Below are 11,336 nucleotides of genomic sequence, written 5' to 3'. Positions count from 1 at the left end.
CGGGGTCTGCTGCGCTCGAGCCCCGGGCCGCCACCAACAGCAGGAACCCCGTCCACGGAGAGCGCCATCAGCAGGAGCCGGAACCAGGCCGATTCCCCGGCAGCGTGGGAGGCCCTCAATGCCCGGATCGCGCGGTGCGACCTGTGTCCCCGTCTCCGGGATCACTGTGCCGGGGTGGCGCGCACCCGCCGCCGCGCCTGCGCGGCCGAGACTTGCTGGGGACGGCCGGTGCCCAGCTTCGGCGACCCGGTCGCGCGGCTGCTGATCGTGGGGCTGGCCCCCGGGGCGCACGGTGCCAACCGCACCGGGAGGATGTTCACCGGGGATCGCAGCGGCGACTGGCTGTACCGCGCGCTGCACCGGGGGCCCCGGCGGACGCTCCGCGGACCGCGCGGCGCCGCGCCCCGCTACTTCTGGAAGCCCAGCGAGAAGGCCGCCTCGAGATCGTGGCGCGAGTAGGCGCGGAACGCGGTGAGCGTCTCCGTCTCGCGGATGCCCTGCACCTTCACCACCTCGCGCGTCACCAGCTCCGCCATCTGCTCGGTCTCGCGCACGCGCAACACCGCCACCAGGTCGTAGCGGCCCGCCACCGAGTACACCTCGGTGACCCCGGGGACGTCGGCCAGCGCTTCGGCGACCTCGTTGACCCGTCCGCGCTCCACCTTCAACAGCAGGACTGCAGTGACCATCGGGACCTCCGGGGCTGGTTGATGGGGACATCTCGTTATGCGCCCGGCGCGCGCGCCACGGCGCGGCGGGCCGTCCGACCGACCGGCGGGAGCGTACCAGAGCCCCCGCGGCGGCGCACCCCCGGCGCCCTGCTTTGTGCTAGTCTCCGCCCCATGCAGACCGCGAGAGACGAGGCGATCCGCGCCATCCGCGCGGCGGGGGTGGTGGGCGCCGGCGGGGCGGGCTTTCCCACCTACCGCAAGCTCGAGGGCCGCGCCGACACCATCATCGCCAACGGCGCCGAGTGCGAGCCGCTGATGTACAAGGACCGCGAGGTGATGATCCACCGGCGCGACGCCCTGCTGCGCGGCCTCGCCATCCAGCGTGAGCTCTCGGGGGCGTCCCGGGTGGTGCTGGCGGTCAAGCGCAAGAACGCCGACGTGCTGGACGCCCTGCGCCCCGCGGCCGCGTCGGAGGGAATCGAGTTGTTCGTGATGGAGGACGTCTACCCCGCCGGCGACGAGTACGTGCTGGTGTACGACATCACCGGGCGGCGCATGCGCCCCGGCGGCATCCCGCTGCAGGTGGGCGTGGTGGTGGACAACGTCGAGACCATCGCCAACGTGGCCGCCGCCCTGGACGGGGTGCCGGTGACCGAGAAGTTCGTGACCGTGACCGGCGAGGTGGCCGAGCCCGTCACCGCGGTGGTGCCCGTGGGGGTCTCCATCGCCGACTGCGTCGGGCTGGCCGGCGGCCTCACCTGCGCCGACCCGGTGGTGCTCACCGGCGGCGTGATGATGGGCGGGGCCGAGACCGACCTCTCACTGCCGGTCACCAAGACCACCGCCGGGCTGATCGTGCTGCCCGCAAACCACCCGCTGGTGGAGCGCAAGACCGCCCCGCGGCGCCACTACGACCGCGTGGGACACAGCACCTGCGACCAGTGCTCGCTGTGCACGGAAATGTGCCCCCGCTACATCCTTGGCTATCCCATCGAGCCGCACAAGGTGATGCGCTCGCTGCTCATGACCGGCGAGGAGAAGGACCGCGTGAGCCTGTGGGCGGAGCACTGCTGCGAGTGCAACGTGTGCACGCTGTTCGCGTGCCCCGAGAAGCTCGATCCCAAGAACATCTGCGCCGACGCGAAGCGGGAGCTCAAGGCCCGCGGCATCCGCCGGAGCGTTGGGGAGCTCGAGCAGCTGTTCGGGCCGGTCCATCCGATGCGTCACGGGCGACAGATCCCGATTCCCATGCTGTACCGCCGCCTGGGGCTCACGGGCTACGACCGCCACGCGCGTTTCGTGGAGGGCGGCGGCGCGCCCGCCGGGGTGACCATCCCCATGGACGCGCACATCGGCGCGCCGGCCACGCCCACGGTGGCTGCCGGCGCGCGCGTGGCGCGCGGCGACGTGGTGGGCGCCGTCCCGGACGACCAGCTGGGCTGCGCCGTCCACGCCAGCATCGAGGGCGTGGTGACGGCGGTCGACGGCCGGGGCGTCCATATCCAGTCACGGGCCTGAACCGGAGGTACGACGAGACCATGCAAGCTGCCATCGGCCTGGTGGAACTCTCCAGCATCGCCAAGGGGATCGAGGTCGCCGACGCGATGGTCAAGCGCGCCCAGGTGAGCATCGTGGTCAATCGCACGATCTGCCCCGGAAAATACATGGTGCTCATCGGGGGCAACGTCGAGGAGGTCCGCGCCAGCGTGGAGGCAGGGCTGGAGGTCGGCGGTCACCAGGTGGTGGACAGCCTGCTCATCCCCAACGTGCACCCGAGCGTCTTCCCCGCGATCGCGTGCACCACGCACGTGCCCGAGCCCCGCGCACTGGGCGTGATCGAGGCGTTCTCGGTCGCCTCCATCGTGGAGGCCGCCGACGCCGCCGCCAAGGCCAGCGACATCACGCTGGTGGAGATCCACCTGGCCATGGCCATCGGCGGCAAGGGCTGGGTGTTGTTCACCGGCGAAGTCGCCGACGTGGAGGCCTCGGTGGAGGCGGGCGCGGCGATGGTCGCCCGCAAGGGTCTGCTGGTGCAGACGGTGGTCATCCCCTCGCCGCGCAAGGAAGTGCTGCAGCAGTTCATCTAGGCGGGGTGGTCCCATCCGCCCCGGGGCGGGGGTTCCCGGCTAGGCCTTCAGCCTGGCCAGCACCCCGTCCAGCATCGCGGCGGGGAACACTCCGTCGGCTTCGAATGCCGCCCGGTGGCGTTCCAGTTCCACCGCGACCTCCCGCAGGTTCCGCGGCACGCGCACCCCCTGCGAGGCGGCCGCGCCGCGCGAGGCCGAGGCGGTGGCGCGCAGCAGGCCCTCGAGGTCCGCCTCCGACCGGGCGGCGAGCATCGCCTGCGCCAGGCCCGCCAGCAGCAGGTGCGGCTGGGCCGATCCGTCGGGCAGGCGGAACTCCACCGTCGGCGGGGATACCGGGCGGCCCTCCGGCGTGGCCGCCACCACCGGCAGGCGCACCAGCGCGCGGCGGTCGAACTCGCCCCACGACACGCTGCCCGGAGCCTCCTTGGCCTGCGTCAGCCGCACGAAGGACTCCTCGCCGCGGTTGCCGAACGCCATCAGCGCTCCGCCCATCCGCACCAGCCCGCCGATCAGCCACTTCGCCTGCGGCCACAGCTGCCCGTCGGGACCGCGACCCCCGCGGGGCACGCCTTCCACCGCGGGAGACACGTGGAAGTGCAGCCCGTTGCCGGCATGCCCCCGGGACAGGATGGGATCGAAGCTGACGCGCATGCCCTCGCGCCGCGCCAGGTTGCGAATCACCCACTGCGCCAGCACCACCCCATCGGCCGCGCGCTCCAGCGGCGCGAGGGCCAGTTCCACTTCGTGCTGCTCCCAGATCCAGCCCTCGGCCTCGCCGGCCTGCACGTAGCCGACCTCGCTGTGGCCGTACTTGACCGGCACCCCGATGTCGGCGAGCAGACCCAGGGCGCGCCGCCGCAGTCCCTCGCCGAACACGAACGGCGAGGTGGCGTGGTAGCCCAGGTCGTCGGCGCCGTAGATGTCGAAGTCGGAGGGCCGGTGGCCGAGGAAGAACTCGACCTCGCCCAGCGCGTGCAGTTCCACGCCGGCCCGCGCCCGGGCGCGAACGGCGGCGCGCCGCACGATGGTGTCCGGGGACTGCGGCAGCGGCGCGCCGTCGCGGCCCTCGTGTCCGCACAGCACCGCCAGCGTGGGCAGGGGAGAGAAGGGATCGAGGAACGCGGTGGCGAGACGCGGGCGCAGCAAGATGTCCGACGCGCCGGTCCGGATGCCCAGGCCCTTGAACAGGCTGGAGCCGTCGGCGCGCTCGCCCCCCTCGAGGATGTCCCGCAGGTGGCCCGCGTCGCGCGGAGCGAAGTCCAGCGTCTTGAGCCAGCCGTCGCCACCCACGTGCATCAGGCTGACCAGGCGGATGCCCCGCTCCGCCACCAGGTCCACGAGGTCATCCACCGCCCACGCGGCCGCCGGCCGGCCCAGCAGCCGCTCCAGCGCGCACGCGGGGAACGCCCCGCCCTGCCCCACCCGGGGAGGCGTGCCGGCCGCTCCCGCCACCCCGCCCTCCGGCCCGTCCCCCGTGCCCGGCATCGCACCCTGTTCGATCATCGCACCCCCCGCCCCGGGCGGCGTCCCCGCCGCCCTATTTCCAGACCTTGCCCAGGAACTCGTGGATCTCCGGCACGCCGCCCTGGAACACCAGGTAGCCGTCGTGCGGTTCCCGCTCGGTGGTCTCCCCCGCCACGTTGCGCGTCATCAACTCCCGGACCGCGGCGGGGTCGTGCGGGTGCACCCCCAGCGCCCAGCCCAGCTTGATGTAGGCCACCTCCGGCAGCATGTTCGCCAGGGGCACCACACCCAGTTCCAGGATCTCGCGCCCGGTCTCGTACACGTACATCTGCACGAAGCCCCACAGGGTCTGCAGCGCCATGTACAACTGTACACCCGCCCGGTGGGCCCGCTCCAGCGCCGGGTAGATCTTGCGGTTCACGTGCCCCAGCCCCGTGCCGGCGATGATGATGCCCTTGTAGCCCTTCTCCACCAGGGCGTCGATCAGGTCCGGGTGCATGTTGGGGTAGTAGTAGACGATGGTGACCTTCTCCTCGAACGCCGCCTGCACCGTCACGTCCCGGTCGCGCCGCCGGGGCGCGAAGTCGTCCTTGAGCGGGGTGAGTCTGCCGTTCTCCACCATCGCCAGCGGGATGTCGCCCAGGGTGCGGAAGGTGCTCCGGTAGCTGCTGTGCATCTTGCGCACGCGGGTGCCGCGGTGCAGCAGGTTGTAGCGGTCCGACGTGGGACCGAACATGCACACCATCACCTCGGCGATCTGGCCGTGGGCGGCGGCCCAGGTGGCGTTGATCAGGTTCTGCGCCGCGTCGGAGGAGGGCCGGTCCGAGGAGCGCTGGCTGCCCACCATCACGATGGGCACCGGCGGGCGCTGCACCATGAAGGAGAGCGCCGCCGCGGTGTGGTGCATGGTGTCGGTGCCGTGCCCCACCACCACCCCGTCGTAGCCGGCGCGAATGGCCTGGCCGGTGTGCTCGGCCAGCGCCAGGTACTCCTCCGGGCCCATGTTCTCGGAGAACACGCCGAACAGCTTGTGCGTGTCCAGGTTGCAGATGTCGGCCAGCTCCGGCACCGACCCGTACAGTTCGCCGGGGCTGAACGCGGGGATCACCGCGCCGGTGCGGTAGTCCAGGCGGGAGGCGATGGTGCCGCCGGTGCCCAGCAGCTTCACCTTCGGCTTGCGCGGGTCCACCGGGAACGCCTTCTCGGGGATCTTGTAGTGCGCCTCCCGGTAGCCGGTCTTCTCCAGCGTGAGCACGGTGTCGTGGCGCAGGCCCACGTTGTAGCCGTTGCCCAGCTTCAGCACCAGGTGCAGGGGATCGGAGGTCTCGGAGCGCGGCAGCACCAGGCCCTCGAACTCGCCGCGCGTGGTGTGCGCGCGCACCTCGCACCACACCGTGATCCCGAAGCGCTCCATCACCGCCCGGCACGGCTCGCGGTAGCCCTTGTGGGGATTGTCGCTCATGGCACCGCCTCCACCGGGATCCCCCGCAGCGCCGCCTCCAGCCGTTCCCGGATCACTCCCGGCTCCACCCGGCCGAGCAGCGCGGGGGTCACCCGGCCGAGCGCCCAGCGCAACCTCGCCCCGGCGTCCGGGCTGCGCGCCTCCCGCGCGGCGGCGGCGGCGGTGGCGCGGACCAGGCCGTCCAGTTCCGCGTCGTCGCCCGCCCGCGGGCGAAAGGCCGCCACGATGTCGCCCACCGCCAGCGCCGGCTGGCGCAGCGCCCGCTCCAGCGCCCGATCGAACGCTTCGGGCCGGAAGTCGCCGCGCGCCAGCGCCGCCACCAGCGCTTTCAGCCGCTCCGGCCCGGGGTCCGGCATCGCGCCCATGCGGCGCAGCCTCCGCGGCGGGAGCTTCAGCAGCGCGCCCGCCACCCGGCGCGCGTGCGCTCCCGCGGGCGGCTCCGCCGCGTCGAAGAGCGCCGCAGCCGGCGGCGCGCACGCCAGGGCCGCCGCCAGCGCCCCGTCCAGGCCCAGCACCCGGTAGCGGTCCTCTCGGTCCCAGGGGCGCTCCGGAAGGCGCGCTGTGATCTCGTGCACCCACGCGTCCGGAATGGCCTTGGGCGGGGTGTCGGTGTCGGGGTACATGCGGTCGGCCCCGGGCAGGATGCGCTCGAAGCCGTTGGTGCCGTCGGGATGCGACTGGCGGGTCTCGGCGGGAACGCCCTCCAGCGCGTCGCGCGCCCTGAGGTAGACCTCGCGCACGGCGGTGGCCACGTCGGCCGCCGCACCCCACAGCACCACCACCGCGTCGCCGCGCTCCGCGCCCACGGCCTTGTGGAGCGAGCGCCACTCGGCCTGGCTGGGTCCGTAGTCGGCAAGATCGGAGTGGATCAGGAACGGTCGCCCGGTGAGGCAGGCGATCACCCGCACGCGCCCGGCGAATTCGCGCGCAAAGGTCACGCCCGGCTGGGTGCGACGGGTCAGCAGGCCCTCGAACCCCGGCAGGCGCAGCGCCACCACCGACTCGCGGCGGTCCAGCGCGTCACGGATGGGCATGTAGTCGCAGCGCCGGAGCGTGGACGTGGCGTCCACCACCCCGGCGGCACCCTCCCACGGCAGCCCGGGGCCGGGCACGGGAAGTTGCGCGGCGGTCACGCCGCGGCGCAACAGCTCCGCGCGGATGCGGAGCAGGTTGAGCTGGCGGAAGGCCTCCACGTGCGTCAGGAGCGGCAGGCCGCGGTGGTGGCCCACTCCCTTGATCTCGACGCGCCGCCCGCCGGCCACGGACACATTGGTGTCCTGGCGCGCCGCCCCGGCCCCGCGCCGGACCTTGCCGCTGGCCTGCGCCACCCGCGCCAGCAGCCGCCCGCCGGCCTGCACCTCCAGCGGGGTGAGGAAGTCCGGCTCGGTCACCGTCTCGATCAGCGGCGTGCCCAGGCGGTCGGTGCGAAATGTGATCCGGTGCCCCACGTCGCTCACCTCGCGGCAGGAATCCTCCTCCAGCGAGAACTGCCGGATCCGCAGGGGCCGGTCCACCCCCAGCGCCGGCACCCGGAACGGGATCTCCCCGGCGAGCCCCAGCATGGCGGTGCGCTGGAACCCGGTGGGAATGGACCCGTCCAGGTACTGCTTGCGCATCACGTGCAGCTCGGAGACCAGGTTCAGGTGGAACAGCAGCGCCACCTCGAGCGCCAGTCGAATGGCCTCCTCGTCGATGGGAAATGGCGGCGTGTCGTCCATCTCGTAGGTGCACACCGAGCCGCGCTCCAGCAGGTAGACGATCTCCTTCTTCGTCTTGAACTCCATCAGCGCGCAGCCGTCGTACTCGCCCAGCTCGCTGAGCGTGGGACGCATGTGCCGCAGCACCTCGGCGTCCACCCGGGTGACGCGCCGGCCGGCCGGGCAGCGGCAGAACAGCTTGCCGCGGGTGAGGAGCTGCTGGTGGACCTCCAGCCCCGACAGGAAGCCCAGGGTGCGGTAGTCCGCGGGGGTCATCTCGAACGGCTCGAGGTCCGGGAAATCGAGGGGAGGATCGCGCCGGGGGTTCCAGTCGGCGGGAATCGCGGCCGCCGCCGGGGCGGCCGGGCGTTCGGAGGTCATGGGTGCGTCTCGCGAGGGAAGCGCCTCATGGCGCCGACTATAGCAGGAGGCTACAATGCCTGTCATGGTCCACTCCCGCTCCCTTCCGCTGCTGCTGGCCGCCGAGGGCGCCCGCACGCTGCTGACCCTGCGCCTCATGGAGCGCTGGAGCCCCGCGGCCGTGCGCGAGCGCCAGTCCCGCATGCTGCGGCGCCTCGTGGAGCACGCCGCGGCCCGCGTGCCGTTCTACCGCGAGCGGTTTCGCCGCGCCGGCGTGCGACCCGGCGACATCCGATGCGCCGGCGATCTCGCCCGCCTGCCGGTCCTGGACCGGGCCGCGGTGCGCGACGCCGGCGAACTCCTGCTCGACGAGCGCGTCGCCCGCGATCCCTCCCGGCTGGTCAAGGTCTCCACCACCGGGTCCACCGGCACGCCGCTGCAGCTGCGGCTCTCGAACGCCGACTTCGCGCGGAGCTGGGCCTTCTTCGCCTACGGGCTGCTGGCCTGCGGCGGCCGCCTGCGCGACCGGTACGCCCAGGTGCAGGTGCCCGGCCCGGCCCGCCGCCCCACGCCCATCGAGCGGCTGGGCTTCATGCGCCAGATCTACGTGGACCTGCGCGAGGGCCCGGCAGCGGTCCTCGCCGACCTCGTCCGGCTGCGACCGGAGGTGGTCTACGGATACCCCAGCTTCCTGGCGCTCGCCGCGCGCGCCGCCGAAGAGCAGCGCCTGCCGCTGCCGCGGCCCCGGCGGCTGATCACGCATGGCGAAGTGCTCACGCCCGCGACGCGCGCGCTGCTGGAGCGCGCCTTCGGCTGCCCGGTGCGCGAGTGCTACGGGAGCGCCGAGGTCTTCCGGCTGGCCTTCGAATGCGATCACGGCACGCTGCACGTGCCGCCCACCGTGGCGGTGGTGGAGGCGGATCCCGCCACGCGGGACGCCGACGGGTTCGCCGACGTGCTGGTCACGCCGCTGTACCTGCGCGCGATGCCGCTGATCCGCTACCGTCTCGGGGATCGCGTGCGTCTCGCGGAGAGCCCGTGCGCGTGCGGGCTGCCGTTCCAGGGCCTGCGCGGCGTGGCCGGCCGCTGCGACGACCTGCTGACCCTGCCCGGCGGCCGGCACGTGTCCGCCCGGGCGGTGAACTTGATGGAGGACGTGCCCGGGGTGCTGGAGTACCGCATCGTCCAGAAGGCCCCGGACCGCTTCGAAGTGCAGGTGCGCGCCGGGGCGGGCTTCGGGGCCGCGTCCGAGCGGGCCATCGAGTCGGCGATCCGCGACGGCTGCCGCGAGCCCGGGATCCGCGTGGACGTGGTCCGCGTGGAGCGGGTACCGCGCACGCCCAACGGGAAGCTGGCGGCGGTGGTCTCCGAAGTGCCGGCGGAACCGGCTGGAGCCCGACCGTGACCCCCGCGGGACCCACACTGTCGGACCCGGCGCCCGCGCCCGAGCTCACGGTGGTCACCCCGCTCGGGCTTCCCGGTGTGGAAGGCTACCTGGTCGTGGACCGCCGGGTGCGCGGGACCGCCTGGGGCGGCCTGTGCGTGCTGCCCGACGTCACGCTGGAGGAAATCACCGCCAGCGCCCGCTGCATGACCATTAAGTACGGCTTCCTCGGGCTGTGCTCCGGTGGCGCGAAGGCCGCACTGCGCCTGCCCCCCGAACACGAGCCGGTGCGCAGGAGGCTGCTGGCGGAGCTCGGCGCCCGCTGGAGCGGCCACCTGCGCGATGGCTGGAACCCGGGACTGGACATGGGTTGCAGCCTGGACGATCTGCGCGCGCTGCTCCTGGGAGCCGGGCAGCCGCGCCGGGCCGCCCGCGGGTCCGACACCTCGGGGGTCTACACCGGCTGGACGGTGTACTTTGCCGCCCTGGCCGCCCTCGCCCACCGGGGCCGCGGCCCGAAGGGCGCCACGTACGTGGTGCAGGGGTTCGGGCGCGTGGGCACGGAGTTTGCGCGGCGCATGCACGCCGCGGGCGCGCGCCTGGTGGGCGTGTCCACGCGCGCCGGCGCGCTGGCCGACCTGGACGGCCTGGACCTCCACGCGCTCCTGGAACTTCGCCGCGCCTTCGGGGACGACTGGGTGCTGCACGCGCCGCCGGCCCGGCGCGTGCAGCCCGAGGACCTCCTGCAGCTTTCAGCCAACGTGCTGGTGCCCGCCGCGCGCTGCTGGGCCCTGCACGCGGCCAATCGGGACGCGGTGCGGGCCGGCGCGGTGGTGTGCGCCGCGAACGTGGCGATGGACCCGGAGACCGAGGTGGCGCTCGGGGAGCGCGGCGTGGCGGTGGTGCCTGACTTCGTGGCCAACTGCGGCGGCGTGCTGGGCACGACCCTCGAGGGGCACCTGGGGCCGGCGCACATCTTCGCCCTTCTCGAGGGCGGCTACCGCCGCAAGGTCGAGCGGCTGCTGCGGGCCGCCGCGGACTCGGGCGTTCCGCTCCGTGCCCTCGCCTCCCGGGAGGCGGAGACCAGCCTGGACCGGCTCGCCGAACGGGGCCGTCCGCCCGCCTTCCACGCCGCCCGCTGGGTCTTGGCCCGGCTGCCGCGCTTCGCCCGCGAACCGCTGGGCTACGCCCGCGCCCGCTCGATGTTCTTTCCCGAGCCCGGGGACTGAGCCGCGGCCACCGCGAAGCCCGCCAGCACCGCGGCCTGCCCCAGCAGCGCCAGGCCCACGCGCAGCGCCCCTCCCCGCCACCCGTGCCCGCGGGCCACGCCCGCGAGCATGCGGGCATATCCGGCGACGCCGAGTCCGCCGGCCGGAGAAGGCCGCTCGCGCGCGATCACGCGGCGGTACAGGTGGGAGCCCTTCCCCTGGAGGTACAGGTGCCGGAGGAACGTGAGCAGGCGGAAATGGTGGAAGTGCATCACCGTGAGCTCCGGCCGGTAGTCCACCCGCAGTCCCCGCTCCACCATCCGCTGGGCCATCTCGCGGTCCGAGCCTCCGAGCCGGAACCGTTCGTCGAAGCCCCCCACTGCATCGAGCGCTCTCCGGCGACACGCGAAGTTGTTGGTGGTGAGGAAGCGGGCCCGCCCCGGTTCCCGGTTGTGGACGCGATAGAAATGCCCGGCCATGTCCTGGTACACCCCGGCCAGCGCCGAGGGCAGCCCGTTCCGCGCGCTCCCCCCCACCGCGTCGGCTCCGCCCGGCCCCAGGGCGTCGGCCAGGCGCTCCAGCCACTCCCTCGGGACTTCGCAATCGTCGTCGGTGAACGCCAGGATCCGCCCGCGGGCCAGCGCCAGTCCCGCGTTGCGCGCCGCCGCAGGGCCGAGGCCCGGGGTGCGCGCCACACTCAGCCCCCCGGCCCGCGCTCGCGCTTCCAGCGCCGCGGCCGTGCCATCCACGCAGCCGTCGTCCACGACGATGATCTCGTATGTCTCCCGGGGGAGCGACTGCGACTCGAGGGATGCCAGCGCCCGGAGCAGCGGCAGCTTGCGGTTGCGCGTGGGCAGGATCACAGAGAAGCGCGGGGCGGCTGCGGGCCGGACACCGGCGCGGGGGGCCGCAGACTCCGGAGGACCGGGGTTGAACGGGGTGGGGTTCATTTCCGCAGCCTACTACTCCCTCCCGCGGGGCTCAACGCCGGCCCCAGCGGAAC

General features: G+C 73.6%; 10 protein-coding genes. 5 read left to right on the top strand and 5 right to left on the bottom strand.

What is annotated here, in order from left to right; translation table 11 throughout:
• The first annotated feature begins 9 nt into the window (after positions 1-9).
• Positions 10-459: a hypothetical protein gene (locus tag HZB25_11480; GenBank protein ID MBI5837859.1), complete on the top strand. Its 450-nt coding sequence runs from the start codon at positions 10-12 to the stop codon at positions 457-459.
• Here the strand turns inward: HZB25_11480 and HZB25_11475 are convergent.
• Positions 408-689 carry an Lrp/AsnC ligand binding domain-containing protein gene (locus HZB25_11475; GenBank protein MBI5837858.1) on the bottom strand — a complete coding sequence of 94 codons (282 nt, stop codon included), beginning with the start codon at positions 687-689 and terminating at the stop codon, positions 408-410. The two genes, HZB25_11480 and HZB25_11475, sit on opposite strands and share 52 nt — an antisense overlap.
• A 153-nt stretch (positions 690-842) precedes the next feature.
• Here HZB25_11475 and HZB25_11470 point away from each other — a divergent pair, with 153 nt between their 5' ends.
• Together HZB25_11470 and HZB25_11465 are read left to right on the top strand one after the other, a co-directional pair.
• Positions 843-2,189, top strand: coding sequence for a 4Fe-4S dicluster domain-containing protein (locus HZB25_11470; GenBank protein MBI5837857.1), 1,347 nt, complete (start codon positions 843-845; stop codon positions 2,187-2,189).
• 20 nt (positions 2,190-2,209) lie between these two features.
• Positions 2,210-2,758: a BMC domain-containing protein gene (locus HZB25_11465; protein MBI5837856.1), complete on the top strand. Its 549-nt coding sequence runs from the start codon at positions 2,210-2,212 to the stop codon at positions 2,756-2,758.
• A gap of 39 nt (positions 2,759-2,797) precedes the next feature.
• On the opposite strand, the gene HZB25_11460 is transcribed toward HZB25_11465, so the two are convergent.
• The 3 genes from HZB25_11460 to gatE are packed head-to-tail and all read right to left on the bottom strand — an operon-like array spanning position 2,798 to position 7,762.
• Entirely contained in the window at positions 2,798-4,261 is a 1,464-nt protein-coding gene (locus tag HZB25_11460; GenBank protein ID MBI5837855.1) for a glutamine synthetase, read from the bottom strand.
• A 34-nt stretch (positions 4,262-4,295) separates the two neighbouring features.
• Positions 4,296-5,684 carry a Glu-tRNA(Gln) amidotransferase subunit GatD gene (gene gatD / locus HZB25_11455; protein ID MBI5837854.1) on the bottom strand — a complete coding sequence of 463 codons (1,389 nt, stop codon included), beginning with the start codon at positions 5,682-5,684 and terminating at the stop codon, positions 4,296-4,298.
• Entirely contained in the window at positions 5,681-7,762 is a 2,082-nt protein-coding gene (gatE, locus tag HZB25_11450; GenBank protein ID MBI5837853.1) for a Glu-tRNA(Gln) amidotransferase subunit GatE, read from the bottom strand. Before gatE ends, gatD begins: the two co-directional genes overlap by 4 nt.
• A gap of 55 nt (positions 7,763-7,817) precedes the next feature.
• Between gatE and HZB25_11445 the strand changes: the two genes are divergently transcribed.
• The gene (locus tag HZB25_11445) at positions 7,818-9,146 is read left to right on the top strand and encodes a phenylacetate--CoA ligase family protein (GenBank protein ID MBI5837852.1); all 1,329 of its coding nucleotides are present in this window, start codon (positions 7,818-7,820) and stop codon (positions 9,144-9,146) included.
• On the top strand, positions 9,143-10,354 hold the full coding sequence (locus tag HZB25_11440) for a Glu/Leu/Phe/Val dehydrogenase (protein ID MBI5837851.1): 1,212 nt from the start codon (positions 9,143-9,145) through the stop codon (positions 10,352-10,354). Before HZB25_11445 ends, HZB25_11440 begins: the two co-directional genes overlap by 4 nt.
• Here HZB25_11440 and HZB25_11435 read toward each other — a convergent pair.
• Positions 10,309-11,283 carry a glycosyltransferase gene (locus HZB25_11435; GenBank protein MBI5837850.1) on the bottom strand — a complete coding sequence of 325 codons (975 nt, stop codon included), beginning with the start codon at positions 11,281-11,283 and terminating at the stop codon, positions 10,309-10,311. The genes HZB25_11440 and HZB25_11435 overlap by 46 nt on opposite strands.
• Positions 11,284-11,336: the final 53 nt, after the last annotated feature.

It is taken from the genome of Candidatus Eisenbacteria bacterium (assembly GCA_016235265.1).
Taxonomy (GTDB): Bacteria; Eisenbacteria; RBG-16-71-46; order RBG-16-71-46; family JACRLI01; genus JACRLI01.
Note: the sequence above shows the minus strand (reverse complement) of the source record. Positions and strands in the feature narration are given on the sequence as shown.

What these genes read in the sequence shown, in the direction of transcription:
- HZB25_11475 (MBI5837858.1), bottom strand. Translation starts at nt 689, where the DNA reads ATGGTCACTGCAGTCCTGCTGTTGAAGGTGGAGCGCGGACGGGTCAAC.
- HZB25_11470 (MBI5837857.1), top strand. Translation starts at nt 843, where the DNA reads ATGCAGACCGCGAGAGACGAGGCGATCCGCGCCATCCGCGCGGCGGGG.
- HZB25_11465 (MBI5837856.1), top strand. Translation starts at nt 2,210, where the DNA reads ATGCAAGCTGCCATCGGCCTGGTGGAACTCTCCAGCATCGCCAAGGGG.
- HZB25_11460 (MBI5837855.1), bottom strand. Translation starts at nt 4,261, where the DNA reads ATGATCGAACAGGGTGCGATGCCGGGCACGGGGGACGGGCCGGAGGGC.
- gatD (MBI5837854.1), bottom strand. Translation starts at nt 5,684, where the DNA reads ATGAGCGACAATCCCCACAAGGGCTACCGCGAGCCGTGCCGGGCGGTG.
- gatE (MBI5837853.1), bottom strand. Translation starts at nt 7,762, where the DNA reads ATGACCTCCGAACGCCCGGCCGCCCCGGCGGCGGCCGCGATTCCCGCC.
- HZB25_11445 (MBI5837852.1), top strand. Translation starts at nt 7,818, where the DNA reads ATGCCTGTCATGGTCCACTCCCGCTCCCTTCCGCTGCTGCTGGCCGCC.
- HZB25_11435 (MBI5837850.1), bottom strand. Translation starts at nt 11,283, where the DNA reads ATGAACCCCACCCCGTTCAACCCCGGTCCTCCGGAGTCTGCGGCCCCC.